This window comes from Virgibacillus necropolis, assembly GCF_002224365.1.
GTDB lineage: Bacteria > Bacillota > Bacilli > Bacillales > Amphibacillaceae > Virgibacillus_F > Virgibacillus_F necropolis.
In genome coordinates this window covers 1,217,013-1,243,987 of the sequence record NZ_CP022437.1, presented here as the reverse complement: position 1 = coordinate 1,243,987, position 26,975 = coordinate 1,217,013, and the positions used below count along the sequence as shown (strand labels likewise).

Genomic DNA, 26,975 nt, shown 5'->3' with positions numbered 1-26,975 from the left:
ATGACTATCGATTATCGAACTAGATTAAATGCACTACAAGATTATTTAAGTCAAAATAACGTTGATATAGCAATGATTACTACACCAGCAAATGTATTCTATTACACTGGTTTTAACTCCGATCCGCATGAACGGTTCATGGCATTAATCATGGATAACCAAAAAAAACAATGCATTTTGTTTGTTCCCACGCTGGATAAGGAAATTGCTGATAGTGAATCTTTCGTTAAAACTATTGTCCCGATTTCTGATGAAGAGGATCCATTTGCAAAGCTCAAAGAAAACCTTCAGGGTAATATAGTACGATTCGGACTTGAAATGAAAACAGTTAGCATGTTCCAGCATCGGCATTTGGCATCTGCCTTTCCCGAAGCTGCTTATGATGACATCCAGCCATTTATCAACGCACAACGGTTGGAAAAGTCCAGAAGTGAAATTGTATATGTTCAGAAAGCTGTTGATATAATTGAAAAGGTGCTAGCCGAGGGAATTAAAAAAGTGAAAATAGGTATGACGGAATTGGAATTATCAGCTGAATTGGAATATCTTATGAAGAAATTCGGTGCAGAAGGTCCGTCATTCTCAACGATTGTATTATCTGGTGAGAAGGCCGCATTACCACATGGAACTCCAGGAAACCGCTCTTTCCAAAATGGAGATTTTTTACTAATTGATATGGGTGTAGTAATACAAGATGGTTACTGTTCAGATATAACAAGGACGTTTATTATTGGTGAAGCAACGGATAAGCAGAAAGAAATCTATGATATTGTCTTGAAATCTAATCAAGCAGGCATTCATGCTGTTAAAGCTGGAGTACCTCTTAAAACATTTGACATTGAAGCAAGAAATATAATTAAGAAAAGTGGTTATGGCGATTATTTCAACAACCGTGTAGGGCATGGTCTCGGTATTGAAGTTCATGAGGAACCCTCCATCCATGAAAATAACGATCAAACAGCTAAAAAAGGATTACTATTTACAATAGAACCGGGGATCTACATACCTGGTTATGGTGGGGTACGTATTGAGGATGAAGTTTATATAAATGAAAAAGGAGTAGCAGAGATACTAACTTCCTTTTCAAAAGACTTACAAATTTTATAAATAGGATACTCAAAATAGACTTGCATCCATGGCAATACCTAACTATATAGTAAACAATAACTTATATCTGTCTTATATCTGTCTATTCTATTTTAAAAAGAAAAAGGTAAAGAGGGATCATATTATGTTGATAAAAAATTTCTTCATCAGTCTATCACAGAACCAACTTTTAAATAGTCTAGCCAAGAAATATGGTACAAAATTAGGTGCACGTACTATTATTGCTGGAACAAATATAGAAGAGATGATTCAAAGCGTTAAAGAACTGAATCACCATGGCATATCTGCAACTGTCGACAATCTAGGTGAATTCGTATTCGTAAAAAAAGAAGCAATAGAAGCAAAAAAGCAGATTATTAGGGTAATTGAGGCCATTTATAACAATAACGCGGATGCCCATATTTCCTTGAAACCAACACAGCTCGGCCTTGATATCAATTACGATTTTTGCCTGAACAACTTGAAGGAAATTGTGGAGGTGGCTAGCAATTATAATATATTTATCAACTTCGATATGGAGGATAATAGCCATCTTCAGTCATCATTTGACCTTATCGATGAATTGTCTAACGAATATAATAACATCGGCACGGTCATTCAGGCATATTTCTTCCAATCAGAAGATAACATTAAAAAATATAAGAACTATCGACTGCGTATTGTAAAAGGCGCATACAAAGAACCAGAAAATATAGCTTATCAAGACAAAAAAGATATTGATCGAAACTTTATCCAATTAATTGAGTATCATTTACTAAATGGTAAATATACATCTATCGCAACCCACGATCATCATATTATTAATCATGTAAAAAAGTTTGTCAAAGAGAATAATATAACTAAAGAAAAATTTGAGTTTCAAATGTTATATGGCTTCAGAAAAGATCTGCAGCTTCAGCTGGCAAGCGAAGGCTTTCATTTTTGTACATATGTCCCATTTGGCAGTGATTGGTATGGCTATTTCATGCGTCGACTTGTGGAGCGTCCAGAAAATATAAATCTCATTTTCAGACAAGCTTTCAATAAGAGAACAAATATTTTGATTGGAATTGGAGTTGGAGCGATTTTGCTTGGGAGACATAGTAAGAAAAGTAAATAATAAAAGTAAAAGAAAGATGCCATATACAATGCATTTTTCTTTTTTTATTCCACTTTTTCTAATACGAATTTCATTTGTTGGTATAGCAGAAGGAAATAAGGAAGTTTATGATACCGCGATTCAAGACATTAGTTCTATTTAACGCTTTCTTTTACTAATTCTAATTCCTAATTTCCGTCTTAAACCAGAAAAGGAATCGGAAATTAATCCGATTCCTTCATCTGCAAGATAGTACCGAAAGTTTTCATAAAGAACCATCGCTTTTGGATTCTTTATTTATTACCATTCTGCATACTGTCTTCAGCGATTTTGATCATTCGTTTGACCATCTCGCCACCCACCGATCCATTTTCTCGTGCAGTGGTGTCAGCTCCGGGCTGGACACCAAGTTCATTTGCAATTTCCTCTTTCATACTGTCAATTGCATTTCTTGCACCTGGCACTAACAAATCATTTTTGTTTCCTGCCATCGTTGATCACTCCTCGTGGGATTTAGAACAGAAAAAATCTGTTCTGCTTTATCTTTTGAAGAAGATCAACATTTTACACCTGTAAAATATTAGTTTTTAATGGGAACTGCGTAATGAACGATACGTTCGTTTACTTAATTGCATTTTAGACCATTGACCTAGAGTTAGTACTAATCCATTATTTCAGAAAGAAAACTAATTCCTTCAGCTGTTTTGGGAATTCCAAAAAAGTCACTAAACGTTGCACCGACATCTGCCATTGACTCACGTAATCCAATATTAGCTGCTTTTACTTTTTCCCCGACAATCATGATTGGTACATATTCTCTTGAATGATTGGAATGTCCAATTGTAGGATCATTTCCGTGATCAGCCATAATAATCAATATATCGTCTCTTCTCATTATTGAAGCAAATCCTTCAAGCCATTTATCCGTTTCATTAAGTAAATCACAATACCAATCAACATCCTCAGAATGTCCTGCTAAATCTGTTTCTTGGATATTTATTAAAAAGGCTGCATCACCTTGTTCTTGCGTATATGCTTGTGTGACCTTCTCCAACAAATGAGTAGTGTTCACAATCGGGGCTTCTGGTCCGGCACCATGGATAACATCAGCGGTTTTTCCCAATCGATAAACCTTTACTCCATGCTTTGCTGCAATCATTGGAAATTGGTTATCAATATCCACTCCATATCCCATATGGAAAACTTCATAGCCTTCTCCATATACACTAGCTTTAGGTGTATCTACACCCCACTGGCCCTCATTTTTTTCCTTAACACAAGCTAGAATGTGTTCAATTGATGTGTTCGGTCCTCCAAAAGCGATAACCCGTGTTGTATCTATATGCTTACGGACTACTTTTCCAAGCTCCTTCACTTCAGCAAAAGGCATTTTATTAAAGTCAGCTGTCACATTGATAATGTTCCCTACAGCAGATTCCAGGTTATCAGCCACAACGACTGCACCATTCACTAGTAACACTGGACAATTTTTTAATGGATATTTCACATCATATCCACTCTCTTCAAGCGCCTCTTTTATAGTCGAATGAATATCTATCATCAGTCTCTTATTTGACTTTTTCGGGCAACTTCCTGCTATTTCCTGATGTCCTAAATAAGTATCTGCTCCATGATGAGCTAATTTAGAGTACCCATAGGCATTAGTTGGAGCGGGGTTACCATCTACCAGCGTTCCTAGCCCCAATCCATACATGAATGGGATTTGTAATTTATCTTGCTTTTTTTCTCGTATATGCTTGTACGTGTGTGCTTGACAATCCGATGGTACATACTTTTCACAATCATCCATTGCCCCGATTCCAAAACTATCGATGACTACCAATGTCATTTTCCCCACCTGAGTCACCACTTCCTTTCCAAATGAATTAGCGTTGGATTTCCTGATTGTATCCCCTCTACTAAAGCAATATGTGCTCGGGTTACAAAAATTTGTGTACGGAATGCAAATATTGCCGTATCACCTATTTCAATTGAAAAATCAGTAGGAATAGCAATTGCGCCATAGTAATCAATCGATTCAGGGTTTTTTTTAAGGGCATCAGTGTACCGACAAAGAATTGTCTTACTATCATGACCTACCAAACAACCTTCCATATTGGAACGTCCATAAAATCCACCTGCAATCACGTGGTAGCTTAATTCAGATTTATGTGATACTTCGCTTACATACACAATTGCTGGCTTCTCAGCCAAATCCTTAAATGCGTGTAAAGGTGTCGTACCAGTTAAACTGTGACCTGGCTCCCCATGCGTAACTCCCTGTTTAGCTAAAAAAGGAATCGTTTCACTACTTGTTCCACTTGGTCCATTCACTTGCGTTACATTTATCCCTCTTTTCTCAAGAATTTCCCTAGCTTTTAATAAAGAGGATAAATTATTAGTTGGAACCATTTGTGTCTTATCAGTAGCTAATTGCAGGTTTGGAAAAGTAGTAACACCAACAATTGTTATACCCTCTAACTCGATAATCTGATCAATTACATCAGGAAGGTGCTCCAGTAATATTCCGCCTTCTTGGCTTTCATATATACTATCTTCAGGACCAACAACTTTTAATAAAATATCCTGATTAACACCTAACTCTACCGCGGTACTCGATAACTGTTTTGCTCGTTCATATGAAAAAATGGTTGCTACTTCCGGCTTCCAGCTTAGAACTTCTTCCCATTGATGTTTTCCAGGTTGAACAAGATGTCCGATGTTTCCGATAGCTATTCCATGATCAGCTAACACTTTTCCTTCATCGAAATCGACCGCTACAGCCTTGTTTATCCCATTTTCCGCAATAATGTTTGCGATTTCCGGGAAACGACCTAGTTGTTTACTCATAAAATACAGTTCAAGATTATATTTTTCAGCAGCCGTAGCAAGCTTACTGGTATTTTCTTTTAAAATATCGACGTCAATTACATATGTGTTCGGAGGAATATCCCCCATTTGATGAAGTGAAACACCAGCATGTATTAGCTCTGGATTTCTACGTTTTGTTACATCCAAAAACATGGAAGCATCCTCCTATTTCTTTCTTGTCTAGCATTAATTTATCAAGATTTAATTGCTTTTTCTAATATATTTAATACTGTTCTAGCCCCTGACTTCATTGGATTTATACGAAGTCCATATTTTTCAAGGCGTGGTTGCGCCTCAATAAAACTTCCCGAGACACGGTAAATCATTGGTACAATTTCGTATTTCGACTCTGCTCCAACTGGATGTGTAGCCGCTCCTAGACTATTGCTTCGTTTAATCACTTCTTGTGCAATTGGATCCTTTAACTCAACAATAACATTTTTGGATTGTGCGTTAGTCATATACGCAGATTCTATTCCCTCGATGGCGCCTTCATTTAATTGCTTACAAACTTCTTCAACTTGCGCATTTTGTATGGCAAGCGAAACTGGAGCAAACGTCATCATACGCAATAACTCCATCGCTTCATGGCCTTGTACCTGTCCACCGCCAGAATAGTTCCGCTCCTGCAAAGTATTTATTGCTTCTTCTTTCCCTGCTATAACACCAATTCCTTCAGGCCCAAGGATTTTGAAACCGGAGAAAGTAGAGTAATCTGCACCGTATTCAATACCAATTCCATGTGTTTTCATTGCACAATAATTATCATCAACTACTACCTGTAAATCTGGGCGCACACCCTTGACTGTTTCTATCAAAGCCCTTAAATCATACGTATCTGTTGGTTGCTGTCTTGCATGCTGAACATAGAACAACTTGCATACTTGATCATCAACAACAGCCTTTTCAACAGCCTTTAAATCATTAAAATCAACAGCTTTTGTTTGGATACCTAACATCTTTATGGTATCTTTTGTTGTCGTATAAACAGGAGCCGTATGAATAAACATAGTTTCACCTGCAGAAAGTAACGTGCTTACTATAATTCGGATTGCACCAGTTCCTGCGCCACGAACCAGTGCTGTCTTTCCCGCTCCAAAGAAATCAGCTATAGCACATTCTACTCGTTCCGTTTGTTCGGGCTTTTTATATCGTGGTGCAACGCCTAAATCACCCATGGATAAAAATTGGTCCCCTGTAAAGTGCTTACTCATGCTCCCGACCAATTTGAATTGCAGGTTTTGCGCTTCTTCAATTGTTAAACTTGGAAGTACGGAATCTGCGTATTTTAATCGTATTGAATCATAAACCATTGTTATTACTCCTTTATTGAAAATGCATTTGCTGGATTATGAACTAATAAGTCCGTAACTACTTCATCAGAAACCCCACGCTCTTTCAAGGCTGGTATAAAATCATTTAATACTAAGTCATATCCAGGCCCGCCATGTTTTCTCCAATGTGATTTCCTTGTTAAATCGGCCGATAACAAAATTTGTTTATGAAATCCTCTTTCAATAAAATCTATTAAAAAAGATAATCGGTCTTCGTCAGCTCTGTAATTGTTTTTCCCAATCGTGTCAAATCCAATATATACACCTGATTGAAGAACATCTAATACTTCTTCCTTATTTGTATTTAGATCCTGATGACCGATAATAATCTGATCCCTCAATAACCCAAGTCCAAATAGCATTTCAACCTGTTTGCTTCCTAGTGTCCCGAGCGACGTATGTGTTGAAACAGGCAATCCGGTTTCCAATGCTGCTTTGCCAGCACCTAGAATTAATTCATTTTCAACCGGCTTTATTTCATCCACACTCGTTCCAACTTCACCAATTACTCCAGGAAAAATATCCGTACCATCAATACCCTGTGTAATTTCCTGAATAAAATGGGCAGCAAACTGATCTTGACCCCATCTTTCTGCAAATGCTGGGATGAAGGGATCTTTATAAAACCCGGTACACGTAACAATATGAACATACGTTGCTTCGCTTAATCGTTTTAAGCGCTTTACATCTCTTCCCATCCCATCATTCGTTAATTCAATCAACGAACGACCGCCAGCACGATGAAAATAGTAAAGCTCAGCAATCATACCGTGCTCATCATCTAAAATAGTATCTGGATCATTTTTTATTCTCGATAAATCAATCGATAAATGCTCATGTGCAGCGCATATTCCAAAGTCTTCCTTCTTTATTTTACCCGTAACTGTTTGTATCAACTGCCTCACTCCTAGTTGTTATTAACCGATTGTCATTATTCCTAAAGCTACCAAAATATTTGCAATAATACCTACCGCGATTGCGCCTACTGGTCCTACTGCCATACGTACAATCGGGCGCCCTGCTATTTCGTTTAATAAATAAAATCCTGCAATAAAGAAGAAGCCGAATCCTGGTGCGATCGCGTTTGACGCATTTGCACCACCAATTAGCAAAGCAACCTCAATCAATCTTGTCATTGCGCTTCGGATGTTTTCTCCAGAATTTCTAACGCCTGGATATTTATCTAAGAATTTAGCAATTGAACCTAACAGCATAACCTCTAAGAAAATAACAATTGCACCAACAACAACTGCAATCCACACATTCGGTGAAAACAATCCTACAACAAAAATTAATGTAAAACCTACTGGGCTATATACACCCGTTGCAATAGCTGTACTCGCTACTAAAGGAATGAATCCAATTGCTCTAGCAGCTGCAGCAATACCAGCATCAGTTTGTTTACCCTCTGCTAATAAGCTAAGCGAAATTGGGTCGCCAGCCATTAGCAATAAATTAGTTGCACCAGCAATTAATGCACCAATCACCATAAAGAATGCTACATTCTTCTTGATAGATTTTACCTTTTCACTAAAGATAGAAGCTAAATCAACAGAGGCGCCATCTTCTGACTTTTCACGCATTGCATAGCCAAAAAGGAAGATCATTCCTGCGATTAGTGCCATACCTTCCTGGTTTAAACTAATTACATTACCGCCAATACTAATAAAACCGCTTTCATTCACGAAAACTGCTAACTGTCTAACCAAGGCTGCTACGATAAATGTTAAAACACCTTTTTTAACACTGAATTGCATTGCAACAGCTAATGCAGGGAAGGCCATAAAGGTAACGACAACTGGTGTACCCACTGCACCCATTGGTTCTAAAAAGTTAACAGGTAACTTTTCAAATAACGCCACGAAGCCTTCTAATCCAGCTAATAAACCCCAACCATATAAACCACCTACTACAGCAGCGACGGGCGTACCCCATTTATTTTTTGGAGCTATTAAACCAATAATATCTGTACCTAATAAAATACTATGAATTAATATAATACTAGCTGTAATCGTAAAAGGAATACCAAAACCAATAACTAGTCCAAAGCTCATTGCAAACGCAGTTAACCCGAGCTCCCTACGTTTCAAACGCCCTTCAATATGTTCCCCCACTATCGGACGTAATCCATCGTTAAACACCGCAATATTTAAGTTAGCTAACACTGCGGCTACTGCCCCTATTAATACGACAAATACTAACTCCATAAATAATCCCCCTTTAGAAAAACTCGACATTTGCCTCGTCTTTAATAGCGAATGACGAAGTATTTCTTATACTATATCCTTGAATTTTTTTATACTATCCTCTAATGCAAATCAATTACTTATTATTTTTTAAAGCTTTGAGAATCATTGGTACTGCAGTTTCCATGTGATCTCCTGTAAATCCAAATGCTTTTTTTCCACTTTTAATCGCCTCTATCACTTTGTTTTCCACTGGTTTCTTGCCTGGCATTGAAACCGTTTCACATTGATCCATTCCAACAAGAGCAATTGCCATTGCAAGCGCACCGCCACCACCTGTGTGACACGCTCCTAAATAATAATCTGCTTTTCCCGTCTTTATCTGCATAGCAGCATCTATATCCGACTTGATGACTGTTTCAATCGACGAATCAATTTCTTTAATTAATGCCTGCATTTCCTTTTTTTCTACTTGTCCGCCAATTACAATTTTCATAATCATTCTCCTTCAACAGTTAAATTTATGACATTCGTATAATGCATATATAAATATTCCTTTTCTTCTAGAGGTAGTTCCTTACCCCACTGCCCTTCAATAAAAATAACTTGTTTTTCTGCGAGATGAAAATGCGGTGAAGTTTTTATTTCACTCATTATTTCAGGCGCTGGACCCTCAACTGACTCGCCATTTCCTATTCTTGATAAAGCAGTTGGCAAATGAGTAAACAGCATTTCTGCTTGCTCTAGTTCACGAACATTTAGACTATCTATCAGCCTTTCGAATGCTAGTTTCGTAACATCGCTCGCATGCGTTGTAATAACCTGTTGATCTACTAACAATAGAAGTCTTTCTTCGAGTTCGGCTCTATTCATAAAGCAATATTCCTCCCCTGCTCTAATAATGTGGTAGCTTTTTCTTATCCACCACTAGTTGTTGAATGAAAACAATTTTTTGTTTATCAAGCTGTAAAATCTGATCTAATTCATCTTTTCGATCCTTTTCAATTACAATCACAGCTGTAGAAGCCTTTTCAGAAACGCTACGTGCTTTTTCAGATTTAAAAGCACCTATTTTAAAAGCGCGCTTAGCTCTGTTCTCATCCGAGTTCCACACTGCGGCATCAAGCGTTCCATTCATTAAATTATCGAAAAGCTGCATATAGTTTACTGGTACTAATTCAACATCGATACCTTCACATTCGTGTAGCGTTATCTTTGATTGGTCGATTGACGTATGATCAATCCCAATACGCATCCCTTCTTTTATATAACTATCCTGTGAATTCGCAAAAAATATTTGATGGGAGGATACATATGTTTTTGGTCCAAAGTTTTGTGCAATTAGTAGATTATCATCATTTTTCAGTTCTTCTTCGGCTGCTAAATGGGACATAATAATGAAATCGTATCGCCGTGATTTTAATGCTTCTAACCTGTACTTGGATCCTCTCATATACGCTAAGTCAAGGCGGTTTATCATTTGTTCCGATGTTTCAATCAAACCAGTTGCTAATCCCTCGTACTGTGGTGAGTATGGTAAAGGCATAGCTCCCATCAATGAACCCACCCCGGCTATTTCTTTTAGTAAATGCAGATCCTTGTTCATTAAAAAGGTACCTAAATGTCCTTTGGATTCCAGGCGGACTGCATGAAGATTTTCTAATACCCTTAATGCCCCCTGCACCGTTCCCCGACCCAAGCCCAGTTCTTCCACAAGATCATCTACTCTCGGGATTCTTCCTCCTTCCTCTACTTGCACTAACTTCATTGCAATTTCTTTTGCTGCTAAGCCATTCTTTGAAAATAAACTATCCCAAATTCTACTCATTTTTACTCCTTTTTGAAAATACAGTATTTAGTATATTGAAAGTATAGCGCTTTCATTATTTTATTACAAGACCCTTTTGTAGAAATTTTTGTTTTATTGTCAAACATACCGTTCACCTAGTGATCTGCTATAACAGTTAAACATGAGACTTTTGGCATCCTTGAAAACCAACCCAATATACATTATATTGTATATTAATAGTTATTTTATAGTTCAGAAATTTATTACACTTTTTAACGGAGGAGATTAGTTTATGAAAAAAAGCATTTTAATTCTGTTACTAGTTGTCTTAACTTTTGGAGTGACCTTTCAATCGATAGGTTCTGTTTCAGCCAAATCTTCTAAACTTAGTCACGGAAGTCCACAATCAGTTGGAATGGATAAAGAAAAATTAAGTGAAATAGATAAGATTGTAAAAGAAGCGATTAACAACGGGATAACGTCTGGTGCGGTGGTATTAGTTGCAAAAGACAACAAAATAGTGAAAGAAAGTGCGTATGGCTATGCTCAAAAGTACGATATGGGTCAATTACTTAATCATCCTAGAAAAATGAAGCCAAAGACTATCTTTGATTTAGCTTCTATAACAAAAGTAATGGGTACAACACAGGGGATAATGAAACTGGTTAGTGAAGGAAAAATAGCTGTTGATGATAAAGTGTCTAATTATATTCCAGAGTTTGCTCAAAATGGCAAAGGAGCAGTAACAATTGCCGATTTGTTAACACACACATCTGGATTAACACCTTGGCAACCTACTTATTTACACGCTAATAACTCAAGAGAGGTTCTTCAATATATCAATAAACTACCATTAGAATATGAGACTGGCACAGATCGTCGATATAGCGATTTTAGTTTTATGACACTTGGGTTCGTTATTGAAAAAGTAACTGGTAAGCGTTTAGATGTCTATTTAGAAACAGCTATCTATAAACCTTTGAAAATGAAGGATACAATGTTTACCCCACCTGAAAAATTAAATAAGAAAATCGCAGCCACTTCCTGGGGTAATCCTTTTGAATACAAGATGATAGACGATCCAAACTTCGGATATTATGTGGAAGAAGATGCTGATGATTTCAAAAGATGGAGAGACTATACGCTCATCGGGGAAGTTAGTGATGGAAATAGTTATTATGCAAATAACGGTGTAGCAGGACATGCAGGACTGTTTTCAACCGCTCGCGATCTAGCAGTCCTAGGACAAACGATGTTAAATGGTGGAAGCTATGGAAAAGTAAAATTATATGACGAAGAGGTAATCAATTCATTTACACAGCCACAACGATATGGCCAAGGATTTGGATGGGAACTGATTAAAGAATGGTATATGGGTGAACTACATTCTGGGGAAGCATATGGACATACTGGTTTTACAGGGACGCAAGTGATTTTCGACCCAGCACATAACTTACAAATCATCGTATTAACCAACAAACAGAATAATGGTCAATTAGAAAGTGGATCTTACCCTAGTACAGGGTCGCTGTCTGCAGATATAGCTACGACAGTTTATGAATCTATGGATGAGTAATAATTTAAAAGAGTAGCCGCTATGGCGACTGCTCTTTTAAATAGTTTTTATACACATTAAGACATTCTCAGTTGAGTTATTTTTAGAAGGTCAGATATTTTCAAGCATCTAATACATATTCCCTCAAAGCGTACGCCACTCCATCGTCATTATGATGCTTTGTAATATATGTAGCTTGTTTTTTTACAATCTCTTCAGCATTTTCCATCGCAATACACCTCCCAGCAATTTCGAACATGGAAATGTCATTTAGATTATCGCCGATTGCAACTGTATCTTCTACTGGTATTCCAAAATGACTTGCAAGGAATTTTAACGCATTCCCTTTACTTGCCTGAGAGTGGCCAATTTCGAGCTTTTCGGTTCCAGATGAAGTAAGAGATACTTCTTTATCCGTTAATTCCCCCGAAGCTTCTCTAGTTTTTCTTTATCAAAGGAAAGAACAAACAATTTGTAAACGCCTTTATCAGTAAAATCTATTCCTTGGTAATCATCCACAAAAATTAAACCGTTCTGTTCATATTGAATATCAATGACACGCGTTGCCTTTTTTAACTCGGGGCTGCTTGAATGATCCTTTATAGCATCCATTTCTTTATCCAAAAGAGCTCTCCCGTTTTTTCTAATTAAAATGCCTTCATTGGTATAGATCTCATAATATAATCCACTTTTTTCTAACAAATCCATCATTGCTGATAGAACCTCTGCAGAAAGGATATGATGTTCAATAATCTCATCAGATTCGAATGAAAGCCCACCGTTTCCCGTTATAATTGGACATTCTAAACCCGCATGATGCAAAATTTGTTTTGCATCATGCAAGGAACGCCCTGATGATATAGAAACGATATTTCCCTGCCTTTGTGCCTCAAGGATTGTATCTCTATTTCCTTCACTAATCGAGCCATCTGTAGAAAGTAGAGTCCCATCCATATCAATAGCTATTAATTTCATTAAAAAACCTCCAGATTAAAGAATCATATACTAGAATAGACCTACCTCCAAAATGAAGAGGAAAGGTCTATCTTTAAATTAACATGATTATACAAACGATGGAATTACTTTATTTTCACTGTCCACCATACGGATTTTTGATTTTGCTATTTCTTTGGCTGCGTCTTTTGCCTTCTGTAGGTATGCACGGGGATCTAGGCTTTCAGGCTCTGTCGCAAAATGATTACGAATCGCTTCTGAATAAGCGTTTTTGAGCTCTGTTGATACATTTACCTTTGCCATACCCAAAGCAACACAGCGGCGTACATCTTCGTCCGGCACAGCAGATCCCCCATGAAGGACAAGCGGTACATCAACAATTTTAGCTATTTCCGCAATACGATTAAAATCAATATTCGGCTTGCCTTTGTATATTCCGTGAGCTGTACCGATAGCAGGGGCAAGTGTTGGTACTCCTGTGCTATCAACAAATTGTTTACATTCTATAGGAACTGCTTTTTGTGCATCTTCCTCATTAACAACGATATCATCTTCCACACCACCTACTTTACCAAGCTCTGCCTCAATGTTAACCCCCAGTGACTTTGCAAGGTCAATAACCTTTTTTGTACGCTCGACGTTCTTTTCAAAAGAATGCATAGAAGCATCAATCATCACAGATGTATAACCTGCGTGGATAGCTTCTTTGATTACCTCTAAATCTGTACAATGATCAAGATGAAGACCCGTTGGTATATCATAATACTCAGAAGCAGCTGTTACGACTTGAACAATATTTTTTGCGCCCAGTTGTTTAACCGTTCCAACTGTAGTTTGTACGATTACTGGCGATCTCAGCTCTGCAGCAGCTTCAAGCACCCAGAAGATACTGTCAAAAGAGTGGACATTAAATGCTACAATCCCATGTTTATCTGCTCTCGCTTTTTCAAGCATTGGTGTTGTTGATATAAGTGGCATGATTAGTTATCCTCCTTAGATGTAATTGCTTTATCTACCAGTTTTGTAAGTTCCTCATTTGTTTTAGCATCGAGAAAGGCCTGACGTTTTTCATCATCCATCAACACTCGTGATAGGGCGGATAACGCCTGGAGATGTGTGGTTCCCGCTTCCTCTTTTGGGATAAGCAGTGATAAAAAGAAGAAAGCAGGTTCACCATCAAATGACTCCCATTCAATCCCTGTTTCTGTACGCACAATAACAATTGCGGGCTTTACTATAGCTTCAGACTGTGTATGTGGAATTGCAAAACCTTCTTGGAATCCAGTTGTACTTTCTGCCTCACGCGATTGTAATCCTTCTACCACGTCATCTTCAGAAGTGGCAATACCAGTTGCTTTTGCTATATCTGCAATGGTTTGAAATACACCTTTTTGTGATGATGCAGTTGCATTTAGTTGAATAAATTCGGGTTGAATCATTTTTTCCATAAATAAACTACTCCTCTACTGGTTGATTTTTTGCAACTTTTTTACGATAAAAGCCATAGATTACTGCTGCAATAAGTGAACCTACTAGGATTGAAAATACCCATTGTATCGCCCCAGTAACTACTGGAAGAACTAAGAAACCTCCGTGGGGTGCTGGTACTTGAACCCCAAACGTATAAGTTAAAACAGCTGCGATGGAAGAACCAAACATGATAATCGGAATAACAACTACTGGATTTTTAGCTGCGAAAGGAATTGCACCTTCCGTAATGTGTGTGGAACCTAGTACAAAGTTCACCAATCCAGCATTCTGTTCCTCTTTCGTAAAGTTACGGCGGAAAAATACAGTCGCAAACGCAATGATAAGCGGTGGAGCTATACACGCTGCTGAAACTCCAGCCATAAAGTATAAATTTCCTTCAGTTAGAAGTGCAGTTCCTGTGAGATAAGCGGCCTTGTTAAAAGGTCCACCCATATCAAACCCGCACATTGCACCAACAATAACACCTAGAATTAGCGGGTTTGTTGATTGTACAGTAGATAGAAAGTCCATCAAGCCAGTGTTTAATGCTTCTACAGGAGCCATAAGTGGTGTCATTATTGCACCAATCAATAAGATTCCGATAACAGGATACAAGAAAATTGATTTTAAACCATCGAGAGACTTCGGCAACCTTTTCAATAATGTTTGAAGTAAAATAATGATATAACCAGCCGCGAAACCTGCAATAATTCCACCAAGGAAACCTGCGCCACCTTGGTCGGCCAACAGACCACCAACAAAACCTAAAACCATCCCAGGCCGTTTAGCTATTGATTCGGCGATGAAAGCGGCAAGGATTGGAACCATGAAACTAAACGCTAGTCCACCTATACTATTTAGAAATGCAGCGAAAGCATTGTATGAGTCATGATCTGGATTAGCAGAATGAATTCCGAATAGGAAAGAAATGGCGATGAGAACTCCACCTCCAACAACAAATGGAAGCATGTGGGAAACACCGTTCATTAAGTTTTTATAAATGGCATGTACCCAATTTTTACTACTACCTGCTTTCGCAGAATCACTCTCTTCTCTTCCAGAAGCAGCTGTTGAAGTTGATTCATTACCTTTCACCTTATGAATTGGCGCTACTTCACCTACAATCTGATTGATTAAATCTTCAGGGGATCGGATGCCACGGGCTACAGGCACTTCAACAAGACGCTTACCATGAAAACGATCAGTATTAACGTCTTTATCTGCAGCAATAATAACTCCATCAGCATCACGAATATCCTTTTCTGTAAGACCATTTTCAATACCAACCTGACCATGAGTCTCAACCTTAATATCAATATCCATTTTTTCTGCCGCTTTTTTTAATGCTTCAGCAGCCATGAATGTATGTGCAATACCTGTTGGACATCCCGTCGCTGCCACAATTTTTTTACGAGTCATCCTAACTCCTCCTTAATTTGTGTTATGGATACTTCTTCTACTAACCTTGTTATATCTTTTAAATCACTTAATCCCTTCGAAAAAGCAGTTGAAGCCCCAATTGCAGTAGCATAGGCAAGGGCATCTTCAATAGGTTCGTTCTGTACCAGTTTTCCGATAAAAGTTCCAAGCATCGAATCTCCAGCACATGCAGTATTTACAACTTGCCCTTGAGGAGCAGTCACTTTAATTAAATTTTCCTCGAAAAAGTATAAAGCGCCATCCTTACCTCTTGAAACAAGAACATGTTGCGCTCCTCTCTTTAAAAGCTCTTTCCCATAATGAATTAATTCTTTTTCCGAAAGTGAATGATGCTTATGAAACAGATTAGCTAACTCTTCTTCATTCGGTTTTAGTAAATATGGTTTATACTCAAGTGTATCAATGACTGACCCAACACTTGTATCAAGCACTAATTTAATACCGCGTTCTTCACAAACCTTGGCAATATCGGTAATGATTGAGTCGGATACTCCTTTTGGTAAACTACCAGATACAATGAGTGTACTGCCGGACGGAATAGCTTTTATTTTTTCTAAAAAGGTTTCCTGTTCAATTGGTTTAATAAAAGGACCTTGATTAACGATCTTATATTCAGAGGTTGAGTTTATAAAAACGTTAACACGTGTAATTCCATCGACGGAAACAAAATCCGTCTCAATACCTAACTCGCTTAATGAATCTTGAATAAACTCACCTGTGAATCCAGCAATAAAACCCAAGGCTATGCTATCAATACCCAGCTTCTTCAGCATGATTGATACATTAACACCTTTTCCATTAGGTTGATAATCCTCATCATGTGTCCGATTCACCGTATTTGGTTTTAGTTCATTAACGGCCACATACATGTCGATAGCAGGATTCATGGTGCAAGTATAGATCATTGCTACACCTTCCTTCTTTGTTGTTAATTTAATTATCACATAACTTTTCATGTAAATGTTTTCAGATTATGTAAAGGTTTTCAAGTCGTTGACAATAAAAAAGCTAGGAACGTAGCATTCCCAGCGTTAGTATTGTAAATTTAATTCGATGTCCGTATAACATATGCATCCAGTAAGACTCTAGCAATAACGTTTAGAGAGAGTCTTGAGCGAACCTCATACTCTGGAAATAGAGAATGATCACTTTTATAACCTAAAAATGTCATATCTGAAAGCTTGCTTAAGTTTGAATTTACATTTGTTGTTAAGGTAATGGTAGTAACTTGCTTAATGCTAAGATTTTGGCAGGCCTCAACAAGTTCCGAAGTTCCTCCCGATAAGGAAATAAAAATGGCAAGCTCATTTTTTTCAATTTTGCTAGACTTAATCCTTATTATATTAGGATCTTCATGACTCTCGCAGGTTTTTCCCATAACTTGAAGTTTGACAGTCATTTCTCTTGCAATCATTTCAGAAAAGCCTCTTGCAAATATGTAGATTTTATCGGCATCATGAATTTTCTGCACTGCATCTTCAATCTGACCGATACTCTGCAGCTGAATTGTTTTTAGGACTTCTTCTTCATTTTTCCTAATAACTTGTTTAATATTTTCATCAATATCGCCTAACTGATCGTCCGTATCAACCATTTTTTTATCCTGCTTCAGTCGATATTTAAATGAAGTATAACCATTGTATCCAAGCTTTTTCATCAGACGAACTATTGTAGCAGTAGATACTGTAGCACGTTCGCTTAATGTAACAATCGACATGGTTGCAATATCATCTATATTCTGATGAATGTATTCAAGTAAAAAACGTTCCGATTCGCTTAAAGAAGCATATGTTGCGGAAGGAATATTAAATAGCGGTTCATCCATTTAGTTAACTCCTTTAAATTTTAATTTTTTTCTTAATAAGGAAGCTTTTTGAAAGGTTCTCTGAGCAAACTTCCCAATAAAATTGTACACTTATATTTTTCAAATTGAAATTTATAACTATTCTTTATCTTACCACCAGATTTGTTTAGTAATGTTAATTTAATCTTAAGCCCTAGTAACTGTTTCCTATAAAATCTGACTAACTAAAAGTAAACATCAGTCCCCCTACAAGAATGTGAAATTATTCTAGTTAGGCTGACTGAAATAGCAAACACCTACGAAAGCCTCTCCAACCCCCTCTGCTCAACCGCAATCTTCAACTTCTTCCTAACCCCTCGTCCCCAACTCTTCACTGCATCAGTAGATACATTTTCCTGTCCAGCAATTTCGTTTACCGACATATTCTCAATAACATAGTACTGCAACCATTTCCGTTGATTTTCAGTTAATTGAGGTTTCAATTGGTTCCACAAATAGGGATCACCCAATGGATTTTCAGCCACCTTCATCGAATAAGAAGTTTCGCTTTTCACATAATGGTTCCTAACATCAAACTTGCCTTTTTCTTCAAAAATCTTTTTATCTTTACTCATTTTCATTCCTCCTGTATAACAAACACTTACTACCCTTGCTGCTACAAATTACAGTGATGGTGGTAGTTAATTCATTTTAGAACAAATGTTCGAATGAGTAAAGGCAAGTTTACAGAAGTATTCAAAATGGGCTTTAGCATTCGGGGTTATCAGAAATTTCGTTTATTTATCAGGGTTTCACACCTTCCTCCAGCCAAAAAAATAAACCACCCTAACTGGATGGTTAACAGATAATTATTCTTTTGAAATGAAGCCTTCACTTTCTTGAACTATCTTGTTAGCTTCTGCAAAATCCTCATCCGCCACTTCAACATGTAAAATCTGAGGATCATGGTGGTGATCTTTCGTATCATCAGTGAACATATTTTTTATGACTTCCATTAACCCGTTTCTTGAAGAATCTGGAACTCGCTCTACTAGAACTTTCTCGACTTTTAATGTTTCAAGCTTGGCTTTTGCACTCTCTGCATTACTTTCTGTTCGATAGTAAGCATCCATTTTTTTCACTTTTTCCACTCACCCTCTCGTCTAATCAATTCCTTTTATACTATTACCCAATTTATCGTTTTCAAAACCTAGGCCTTTTCTAATGAAAATAGTGATTTATCTTCTACTTTGTGTGTAACGATGGTTAGTATCATTCCAAATATAATCATTCCAGCAGCAATAAGTGTTATCAGCCGAAAGCTTATATCTGCATTCAGAAAGATTGTGCCGAGTGTGGCACCAATAGAATTGGCTAGATTAAAGGTAGATGCTGCAATCGTTCCTGATAATGAAGGTGCTTCGGTTCCTGCCAGGATAATCTTAGAATTAAGAATAGGCGTTGTACCGAATGTGCCTGCCCCAAATAAGAAGCACATAACAGGAGCCATACCTGAGAACTGAAGAAGGAATGTGAATACCACCAATACTGTAGCTAAAATACATAAAGCTGAAATTAGTCTTTCTGTTAATAGGTTAGGATGGATTTTACCAGAAGCAAAGTTTCCAATAACTGCACCGAGCCCAAAGAAGAAGAACCCAGTGGTAATACCGCTGACCCCGAATCCTGCAAATTCCCTAAGCATGGGCTCTATGAAAGTATAAGCCGTAAACACTCCAGAGAATCCGAAGATGATTATCGCAAGCACGAGTAAAACATTTTTGTTTTTAAAAATACGAAGTTCTTCTCGCAAATTTGGTGTAAACGTAGGCTTCTGATTAGGTGTGACCAAAATAAGTCCAATTAATGCTATCACACCAAGTAAAACAATGAACCAGAATACATAACGCCATGCAAAGATGCCACCCAGATACGAACCAAAAGGGACACCGATCATAACTGCAATCGTGAGTCCGCCCTGCACGGCTGCAATCGCACTTGGACGTTTTTCTGGTTTTGAGATAGTAAAGGCAATGGACATACAAAGTCCAAAAAATGGAGCGTGCATAAGCGCTGATAATAGCCTAGAAAGTAATAATACTTCAAAATTTGGAGCTGTTGCAGCAATTGTATTACTAACTATAAACACAACCATCAAACCAATGAGTAGTGGCTTAGGTGGTAATTTAATCGTGATCATTCGGAGGATAAGGCCAAAGACCGCAACACTAATCGCATAAACGCTTAAGAGCAAACCTGTCGTTGAAATATCAACATTCAGATCCGATGCAAATTGAGTGAGCAATCCAGTCACAACATACTCTGTCATTCCTATAGCAAATGTAGAAATCATAAAAACGACCAAAACGATTTTTCTTGATGCTTGTAATCGGGTCATAGTACCACCCCTTTGCTGTAATTTAAGGCTGTTTTCGTAAAGAATGTTGCTGTTGAGAGAATGGATATAAACTGCGACGTAACAGCAACGTGATTTCCGCTGCGGGCAGTCGCTTTCCGCGGGCGGCTGGTGAGCCTCCTCGTGCTACCGCACTGCGGTGCCTATCCTCCCGCAGGAGTCGACTGCCCTCCGCTCCAATCACTGAAGAGTGAAGAGATGAATGTTATGAATTTTAGAAGGAGCTCAACCCTAGCGAAGGAAAAACACGGAGACTCCTGCGGGAACAGCGAAGACGATGAGACCCCGCAGAGAGCGGTCTTTGCGATCGAGGAGGCTCATCGCGAGCCCGCGGAAAGCGTAGTGTTTTTCCGCAGCGGTCACAGCGCACCGAACATGATTTTAGTTATGTCGCATTTTATATCAACTATGAAGATGAAAAAGCCACAATGCGTATGAAAACAGCCTAATTTAAAAAGCATAAGGAGTTAGGTTAAAACAATTATGGGTGAATGTCAATACCAATCTTGAAAATAAAAGGTATAATAATTAGCTAGCAAGTTAAAAAAATAATCCTCTATCATCAATAGTCCTTCTCTAGCTCACGATGAACAAAATAAACTATTAATAGAGTATTAGTATGTATAGCTAAACAACACTTTGTGATTTTTTTGTTAGCAATACCTCCACCTTCTTTACTAATAACAAATAGTAGGATACTATTCATAATAAGAATTAATCAAATTTTCATTTTTATCTTTATATATAGAAACGGAATTTCGACCTAACATTCATAGGGCAAATAAAGAAGAAGGTGAAGCAGTGAACCTTACCTATTTCCTGTTTTTTCTGTGTATCGTTGTGTGTACCCTAATTATTACATACTGGGCGGCAAAACAGAGTAAAACAACGAATCAATTTTATATTGCAGCCGGAAGTTTAACGGGGATACAAAATGGCATGGCAATTGCAGGCGACTACATTAGTGCGGCTTCCTTCTTAGGTATTGTTGGAACAATTGCAATTAACGGCTATGATGGTTTTTTGTACGGGATAGGTTTCTTAGTTTCCTATTTAATTGTGTTGTTTTTTATTGCTGAGCCGGTTCATCATTTAGGTAAATTTTCGCTGGGGGATGTTATCTGTTCTCGTTTTCCAAGTAATAAAATGCGCTTGTTAATGGCTATCGGGTCATTTATTATTTCCATTTTATATATGATTCCTCAGTTGGTGGCAGCAGGTCTTTTAATTCGCTTACTACTGGACATTAACTATTCGACTTCCGTGCTTATTATCGGAAGTTTAATGACAGTCTATGTTGTATTCGGGGGAATGTATGCCACGTCATGGGTCCAAATCGTTAAAACTGTAGTACTCCTATCAGGAACATTTCTTCTTTCGTTAATTGTATTTGCCCGTTTTGATTGGGATATTACTGAATTGCTTGCACAGGTTCAAATGGGCACCCCTTTAGGTGAAAGCTTTTTTCTGCCTGGCAATTTATTTGGTAATCCTTTGGAAACAATATCGCTTCATCTCGCCTTAATACTTGGAACAGCAGGATTACCGCATATTTTGATACGTTTTTTTACCGTTCGAAATACGAAAGAAGTGCGTAAGTCCCTATTAACCGCAAGTTGGATTATTGGAGCTTTTTATATAATCACACTTGTTTTAGGTTTTGGCGTGGTTGCATTAATTGGATTTCAGGATTTGGTTGCACTTGATCCGACAGGGAATCTAGCTGCACCTTTATTAGCAGAAGAATTGGGTGGCGATTTTTTGTTAGCCTTTATTGCAGCTATATCCTTTACAACAATTGTAGCTGTTGTCGCTGGTTTAGTGATTTCAGCTACAACTGCTTTTTCACATGATATCTATTACCATATTATTAAAAAAGGACGTACTACTGAGAAAAAACAATTGCATGCTGCGCAGTGGACTGCCTTTGCAGTTGGCGTCATTTCAACTTTATTTGCCCTTGGTTTGAAAAATATTAACGTTACGTTTCTTGTATCCTTAACATTCATTGTTGCGGCCTCAAGTAACCTGCCTGTACTGTTGTTTACCATCTACTGGAAACGTTTTAATCAAACAGGAGCAATCATTGGAATGGTTTGTGGATTGACCGCTTCACTAATGCTCCTGTTAGTCGGTCCGCACGTTATGAATCCAGATGGCGGCTGGATTTCAAGAGAGCCACTTTTTCCGCTGTATAATCCGGGCATACTTGCCATTCCCATCGGATTTTTAGGTGCATTTCTTGGATCAATATTTTCGCGATGTCCAACCCATAGTGAACAAGAGTTTAGGCAATTCTACATAAAAGCACAAACCGGGATTGGTTCGTGGAGGGATGGCTCGTGAAGTACTTAACGATTATTTTATTTGAACGGCTAGGATTATTATTGGTACTAGCCTTTGTACTTACACGTATTCCTGGTTTCCGGTCATTGCTTTACCGTGAATTCAGCAAGAGGATGTCATTTGTACACGCCTGTATGTTTGGCCTTTTTGGAATCGCAGGTACGATCACAGGCATTGTCATTGAGGGCGATTCCGTTGTTGTCCGTGATTTTATATGGTCTATCGGTGATGGACAAATGGTTGTAAGCTCAAGTCTGGTCGCTATTGTGATTGCTGGCTTATTAGGAGGACCTGTTGTTGGATTAGGAGCAGGCATCATTGCTGGATCACATCTTTTTTTCGTGGGTGGTATCGGTGTTATTGCAAACAGTCTAGTCAATCCATTAACCGGATTACTGGCAGGATTAACCGCGCGCTTTTTTTCTAACGAACGCGTTATTTCACCAATGAAAGCCTTATTTATCGGCATTTTTCCACCTGTTCTGCAAATGCATCTACTACTCATCTTTGCGTCATATCCAGATGGCATGATTGCTATTGTTAATACGATTGGATTACCGCTTGTATTGTCTAATAGTATTGCGATTGCCATCTTTACAGCAATGATTGGCATTGTATTAAAGGAACAGGAGAATGTGGCCGCGTTAGCAACTAAGCAGGCATTAACAATTGCCGAGGAGGCACTACCTTTTTTAAAGAAGGATTCTCCCCATGAAATGGCTGCGGGAATTGCTAATTTACTTTATAATCGGTTAAAATTAGCCGCTGTTTCTGTAACAAATGAACGGGAAGTTTTGGCCCATAAGGGTTTGGGAGACGATCATCACCGGGAAGGAGACCAAATCATTACCTCTCTTTCGCATCTGGCAATTGCCTCCAAGCAGATGCAAGTTGCCTATTCACGTTCTGAAATTCAATGCAAAAACGACAATTGTCCACTTGAAGCTGCCATTATGATTCCGATTATGGATGCAAATGATGCAACAGGGGTTATTAAGTTTTACTTTCGAAAAGCCCAACATATCAGGCCCGTGGAACTAATGTTAGCTCAGGGACTGGGACAATTGATATCCAATCAGTTGAACACGATTGCGTCTGAAAAACTAAAAACGCATATACGTGATGCAGAATTAAGAAATCTTCAGGCCCAGATCAATCCCCATTTTCTCTTTAACACGCTTAACTTGATTGCGGCATTGTTTCGAAAGGATCCGGAAAAAGCCCGACACATCACCATCCAGTTAGCTCACTATATGCGATTTAATATCGGACTCGTTTCATCATCACTTGTACACTTGGAAAAGGAATGTCAGCATGTAAAAGCGTATATTGATATTATCCAAACCCGCTTTTCCAGCCGCCTGCAAATTAATTTTTCTGAACCTGATGATATCTCACAGGTGCTTATCCCACCATCAACGATTCAGCCATTAGTCGAAAATAGTGTCCAACATGGCCTGGAAAGTGTCACGAATGGTGGAGTCATAACTGTAACGATTGAAAAATCCAATCAATCCATTAAACTAACCGTTTGTGACAATGGATGCGGATTTCCTGAGGATATTTTGAATCGTGTTGGTCATGAAGCATTAACAGAAAATCAAAACGGTGGTGCAGGCTTGTATAATGTTAATCAACGTTTAATTAGTTTACTGGGAGAATCAGCACGTTTACATATTCGCAATTTACCTTCCAGTGGAAGTGAAGTTTATTTTACTATTCCGTATAAAGATTAAGGTTAAGGGGAGGTATTTTTGATGAAAAGTATTCATGCCATAATTGCAGAAGATGAACAATTGGCACGGGAAGAATTAATTTACTTGCTGCAAAATGAACAGGATGTCATAACCTATCCAAGTGCAGAAACCGGGAAACGGTTAATAGAACTGTATGTAGAACATGAGCCTGACGTTATATTTATTGATGTTGAGATGCCAGGAATAACCGGTGTAGAAGCTGCGAAACGGATTACGGAACTAGCCTATAATCAACCACCATTATTCGTTTTCACGACTGCATACGACGAATACGCAGTTGATGCGTTTGAAATTGATGCGACTGATTATCTGCTAAAGCCTTACAGTGATGAACGTTTTCAGAAAACGATGAGGCGCATTCGAAAGCAACTAGTACAAATGAATGAAAAAAATGAACAGCATGTCCAGCAAGATCAAATCCCTACATCAAAATTACTCGTTGATGATGGTGATCGCATGGTTGTTCTGTCACCGGATTCCATCTATTATGCAGTTCCATCTAAACGTATAGTAGAGATACATACGAAAGATGAGGTGATTAAAAGTCGTATGACATTGCAGGAATTAGAGGAAAAACTGCGAGGACTTTCTTTTTTCCGAACACACCGGAGTTACCTAGTCAACTTGAATTATATTCATGAAATCACACCATGGTTTAATGGAACGTGTAATGTAACCCTTCAGGACAAGCTTCACACAACATTACCTGTAAGCCGATCAGCAAGAAAGGTACTACTTGAACTATTTAAAAATTGACCACTAATGATTAAATTTCAACAATTCAAACATTAATATCGACTATTGACCCGAATTCCCCCTCAAATGCATCAACTATTCTTATACTATTTAGTAAGCGTTTTTCAAAACCATTGTTTAATTCGAGGGGGGAATAAAATTGAGGAATACGTGAGGTGCCCAGTGACCAACTGGAGCCTCACCGAAACAAAAAGTTTCTAAGGAGGTTTTTCATGAATAATACGAGCGCTAACAAAGTGGACCATGATACAAATGATCAGATTGACTTTGTAAAAGTAGAACAAAGTCCGAAGTTTAAAAAATTAATGCGTGATAGAAAAAGATTCATCGTACCATTAACTATATTTTTTCTGGTATTTTATTTCTTACTTCCCATTTTAACTTCCTATACAACTTTTCTAAATACACCAGTGATTGGTGATATTTCATGGGTATGGTTGTTTGCATTTTCACAGTTTGTTATGACATGGGTCTTGTGTACGTTATACGTGAGAAAGGCTACATCCTTTGATAAGCAAGCAGATGAAATCATTGATGAACAGCTTGGCAAAGGAGGAAAAAGCTAATGAATACAACAGTAGTCGTCTTGTTTCTTGCTATTGTTATCTTAACACTAATTATTACGTACTTTGCCGCCAAACATACCCAGACAACTGGTGATTTTTATACAGCTGGCGGGGAGCTAAAAGGCTGGCAAAATGGAATCGCGATAGCGGGAGATTATTTATCGGCAGCTTCTTTCCTTGGTATTGCCGGGGCTATTGCTCTCTATGGATTTGATGGGTTCTTTTACAGTATCGGCTTCCTTATCGCTTATCTGGTTGTGTTGTTTTTAGTCGCAGAACCATTAAGAAATCTTGGAAAATATACACTGGCTGATATGCTTAAGGCTCGTTTCGACGCAACAAAGGTTCGAGGCGCTGCTGCTCTTAGTACCATAACTATTGTTCTTTTTTACATGATTGCACAGCTTGTTGGTGCGGGAGCCCTAATTCAGCTATTATTTGATATTCCTTATTGGATAGCTGTCTTGATTGTTGGTGTCATGATGACCGTTTACGTGTTGTTTGGCGGAATGATTGCCACTAGCTGGGTTCAAATTGTAAAAGCCATCCTCCTAATGGCTGGTATGGTTATCATTTCGTTCCTTGTTTTATTAAACTTCAATTTTGATATCATGTATATGTTCAACGAAGTTAAATCAGTTACGAGTCATGGGGCGGATTATTTAAAACCAGGATTAAAATATACAGAGCCACTAGGGACCATTTCATTGATGATCGCATTAGTACTTGGAACAGCTGGTTTACCACATATACTTATGCGCTTTTTCACAGTTAAAGATGCCAAATCAGCAAGAAGTTCTGTTATTACAGCAACATGGGTAATCGGCATATTTTACGTACTGACGCTATTCCTCGGTTTTGGAGCAGCTGCATTCGTAGGTGAAGCAAACATCCTTGCAGCAAATCCAGGTGGAAACATGGCAGCGCCGTTATTAGCAAAAGCAATAGGCGGGGAAATTTTATTCGCGTTCATTTCAGCGGTTGCATTTGCCACCATCCTGGCAGTTGTAGCAGGATTAGTTTTATCAGGTGCATCAGCATTCGCACATGATTTATACGGACAGATCATTAAGAAAGGTAAAGCAACAGATAAACAGCAAATGCTGGCAGCACGCTATGCTTCTCTAGCTGTATCTATTCTTGCTATTTTATTGGCATTATTTGCCCAATACCTGAATGTGGCATTCCTAGTTTCACTAGCGTTTTGTATTGCTGCAAGTGCCAATTTACCAGTCATCCTTTACACTGTATATTGGAAGAAATTCAATACAGCAGGTGCAGTCACATCTATGTTAACCGGACTATTCTCTGCGTTAATTCTAGTGAGCTTAAGTCCAAGCGTTTTCTCACCCGTTGAAGGTGCAGCGTTATTTGTTGGGGAGCCAATTTTCCCATTAGCCAATCCTGCATTGGTTTCAGTACCATTAGGCTTCTTAGGAGGTTATCTAGGAACGATATTTTCTAAGGAAACGAATTCAAGACGATACGCTAAAGTAAAGGTAAAAGCAAATACAGGATATCGAGAAAAGGAAAGCTAAGTCTATCATACAGAAGCGACTGCCTAATT

At 38.1% G+C, this 26,975-nt stretch carries 27 protein-coding genes; 8 read left to right on the top strand and 19 right to left on the bottom strand.

Features of this window, described 5'->3' with window-relative positions; all coding sequences use genetic code 11:
• A complete protein-coding gene (locus CFK40_RS05720; protein WP_089531380.1) occupies nt 1–1,107 on the top strand; it encodes a M24 family metallopeptidase in 1,107 nt (368 codons plus the stop codon).
• Between the two features lie 124 nt (nt 1,108–1,231).
• Nucleotides 1,232–2,206 (top strand): proline dehydrogenase family protein, encoded by a 975-nt coding sequence (locus CFK40_RS05715; protein ID WP_089531379.1) that lies wholly within the window; start codon nt 1,232–1,234, stop codon nt 2,204–2,206.
• 272 nt (nt 2,207–2,478) lie between these two features.
• On the opposite strand, the gene CFK40_RS05710 is transcribed toward CFK40_RS05715, so the two are convergent.
• From CFK40_RS05710 to yhfZ, 9 genes are all read right to left on the bottom strand, one after another.
• The gene (locus tag CFK40_RS05710) at nt 2,479–2,676 is read right to left on the bottom strand and encodes an alpha/beta-type small acid-soluble spore protein (RefSeq protein WP_089531377.1); all 198 of its coding nucleotides are present in this window, start codon (nt 2,674–2,676) and stop codon (nt 2,479–2,481) included.
• A 170-nt stretch (nt 2,677–2,846) separates the two neighbouring features.
• Nucleotides 2,847–4,034, bottom strand: coding sequence for a phosphopentomutase (locus CFK40_RS05705; RefSeq protein ID WP_319418029.1), 1,188 nt, complete (start codon nt 4,032–4,034; stop codon nt 2,847–2,849).
• 14 nt (nt 4,035–4,048) lie between these two features.
• Nucleotides 4,049–5,209, bottom strand: a complete 1,161-nt coding sequence (locus CFK40_RS05700) for a YhfX family PLP-dependent enzyme (RefSeq protein ID WP_089531373.1) — start codon at nt 5,207–5,209, stop codon at nt 4,049–4,051.
• 41 nt (nt 5,210–5,250) lie between these two features.
• On the bottom strand, nt 5,251–6,369 hold the full coding sequence (locus CFK40_RS05695) for an aminotransferase class V-fold PLP-dependent enzyme (protein WP_089531371.1): 1,119 nt from the start codon (nt 6,367–6,369) through the stop codon (nt 5,251–5,253).
• Nucleotides 6,370–6,374: 5 nt separating this feature from the next.
• Nucleotides 6,375–7,286 (bottom strand): phosphotriesterase family protein, encoded by a 912-nt coding sequence (locus tag CFK40_RS05690; RefSeq protein WP_089531368.1) that lies wholly within the window; start codon nt 7,284–7,286, stop codon nt 6,375–6,377.
• A 21-nt stretch (nt 7,287–7,307) separates the two neighbouring features.
• Nucleotides 7,308–8,597 carry a YhfT family protein gene (locus CFK40_RS05685; RefSeq protein ID WP_089531366.1) on the bottom strand — a complete coding sequence of 430 codons (1,290 nt, stop codon included), beginning with the start codon at nt 8,595–8,597 and terminating at the stop codon, nt 7,308–7,310.
• 115 nt (nt 8,598–8,712) lie between these two features.
• Nucleotides 8,713–9,072 (bottom strand): DUF2620 domain-containing protein, encoded by a 360-nt coding sequence (locus tag CFK40_RS05680; protein ID WP_089531365.1) that lies wholly within the window; start codon nt 9,070–9,072, stop codon nt 8,713–8,715.
• 2 nt (nt 9,073–9,074) lie between these two features.
• Nucleotides 9,075–9,449 (bottom strand): PRD domain-containing protein, encoded by a 375-nt coding sequence (locus CFK40_RS05675; RefSeq protein ID WP_089531364.1) that lies wholly within the window; start codon nt 9,447–9,449, stop codon nt 9,075–9,077.
• A gap of 22 nt (nt 9,450–9,471) precedes the next feature.
• On the bottom strand, nt 9,472–10,404 hold the full coding sequence (gene yhfZ, locus CFK40_RS05670) for a GntR family transcriptional regulator YhfZ (RefSeq protein WP_089531363.1): 933 nt from the start codon (nt 10,402–10,404) through the stop codon (nt 9,472–9,474).
• Nucleotides 10,405–10,657: 253 nt separating this feature from the next.
• Here yhfZ and CFK40_RS05665 point away from each other — a divergent pair, with 253 nt between their 5' ends.
• Nucleotides 10,658–11,941, top strand: a complete 1,284-nt coding sequence (locus CFK40_RS05665; protein WP_089531361.1) for a serine hydrolase — start codon at nt 10,658–10,660, stop codon at nt 11,939–11,941.
• A gap of 100 nt (nt 11,942–12,041) precedes the next feature.
• Here CFK40_RS05665 and CFK40_RS21490 read toward each other — a convergent pair whose 3' ends face one another.
• The 10 genes from CFK40_RS21490 to CFK40_RS05620 form a co-directional block, all read right to left on the bottom strand.
• The gene (locus CFK40_RS21490; protein WP_264371405.1) at nt 12,042–12,290 is read right to left on the bottom strand and encodes an HAD hydrolase family protein; all 249 of its coding nucleotides are present in this window, start codon (nt 12,288–12,290) and stop codon (nt 12,042–12,044) included.
• 47 nt (nt 12,291–12,337) lie between these two features.
• Entirely contained in the window at nt 12,338–12,895 is a 558-nt protein-coding gene (locus CFK40_RS21485) for an HAD-IIB family hydrolase (protein WP_264371394.1), read from the bottom strand.
• Between the two features lie 87 nt (nt 12,896–12,982).
• Nucleotides 12,983–13,852, bottom strand: coding sequence for a class II fructose-bisphosphate aldolase (locus CFK40_RS05655; protein WP_089531359.1), 870 nt, complete (start codon nt 13,850–13,852; stop codon nt 12,983–12,985).
• A gap of 2 nt (nt 13,853–13,854) precedes the next feature.
• On the bottom strand, nt 13,855–14,322 hold the full coding sequence (locus tag CFK40_RS05650; protein WP_227001876.1) for a PTS sugar transporter subunit IIA: 468 nt from the start codon (nt 14,320–14,322) through the stop codon (nt 13,855–13,857).
• A 7-nt stretch (nt 14,323–14,329) separates the two neighbouring features.
• Entirely contained in the window at nt 14,330–15,763 is a 1,434-nt protein-coding gene (locus CFK40_RS05645) for a PTS fructose transporter subunit IIC (RefSeq protein WP_089531357.1), read from the bottom strand.
• On the bottom strand, nt 15,760–16,689 hold the full coding sequence (gene pfkB, locus CFK40_RS05640; protein ID WP_089531355.1) for a 1-phosphofructokinase: 930 nt from the start codon (nt 16,687–16,689) through the stop codon (nt 15,760–15,762). The genes CFK40_RS05645 and pfkB overlap by 4 nt, the downstream gene beginning before the upstream one ends.
• Before the next feature lie 140 nt (nt 16,690–16,829).
• Entirely contained in the window at nt 16,830–17,609 is a 780-nt protein-coding gene (locus CFK40_RS05635; protein ID WP_089531353.1) for a MurR/RpiR family transcriptional regulator, read from the bottom strand.
• Nucleotides 17,610–17,884: 275 nt separating this feature from the next.
• Nucleotides 17,885–18,202 carry an RNA polymerase sigma factor gene (locus tag CFK40_RS05630; RefSeq protein WP_089531351.1) on the bottom strand — a complete coding sequence of 106 codons (318 nt, stop codon included), beginning with the start codon at nt 18,200–18,202 and terminating at the stop codon, nt 17,885–17,887.
• Between the two features lie 234 nt (nt 18,203–18,436).
• Nucleotides 18,437–18,718, bottom strand: coding sequence for a hypothetical protein (locus CFK40_RS05625; protein ID WP_089531349.1), 282 nt, complete (start codon nt 18,716–18,718; stop codon nt 18,437–18,439).
• 59 nt (nt 18,719–18,777) lie between these two features.
• Nucleotides 18,778–19,965, bottom strand: a complete 1,188-nt coding sequence (locus CFK40_RS05620; protein ID WP_089531347.1) for an MFS transporter — start codon at nt 19,963–19,965, stop codon at nt 18,778–18,780.
• An 819-nt stretch (nt 19,966–20,784) separates the two neighbouring features.
• Between CFK40_RS05620 and CFK40_RS05610 the strand changes: the two genes are divergently transcribed.
• From CFK40_RS05610 to CFK40_RS05590, 5 genes are all read left to right on the top strand, one after another.
• Nucleotides 20,785–22,329: a solute symporter family protein gene (locus CFK40_RS05610; protein ID WP_227001875.1), complete on the top strand. Its 1,545-nt coding sequence runs from the start codon at nt 20,785–20,787 to the stop codon at nt 22,327–22,329.
• Nucleotides 22,326–24,065, top strand: a complete 1,740-nt coding sequence (locus tag CFK40_RS05605) for a LytS/YhcK type 5TM receptor domain-containing protein (protein WP_089531342.1) — start codon at nt 22,326–22,328, stop codon at nt 24,063–24,065. The genes CFK40_RS05610 and CFK40_RS05605 overlap by 4 nt, the downstream gene beginning before the upstream one ends.
• Nucleotides 24,066–24,086: 21 nt before the next feature.
• The gene (locus CFK40_RS05600; RefSeq protein WP_089531340.1) at nt 24,087–24,842 is read left to right on the top strand and encodes a LytR/AlgR family response regulator transcription factor; all 756 of its coding nucleotides are present in this window, start codon (nt 24,087–24,089) and stop codon (nt 24,840–24,842) included.
• 212 nt (nt 24,843–25,054) lie between these two features.
• On the top strand, nt 25,055–25,408 hold the full coding sequence (locus tag CFK40_RS05595; protein WP_089531338.1) for a DUF485 domain-containing protein: 354 nt from the start codon (nt 25,055–25,057) through the stop codon (nt 25,406–25,408).
• Entirely contained in the window at nt 25,408–26,946 is a 1,539-nt protein-coding gene (locus tag CFK40_RS05590) for a solute symporter family protein (protein WP_089531337.1), read from the top strand. Before CFK40_RS05595 ends, CFK40_RS05590 begins: the two co-directional genes overlap by 1 nt.
• Nucleotides 26,947–26,975: the final 29 nt, after the last annotated feature.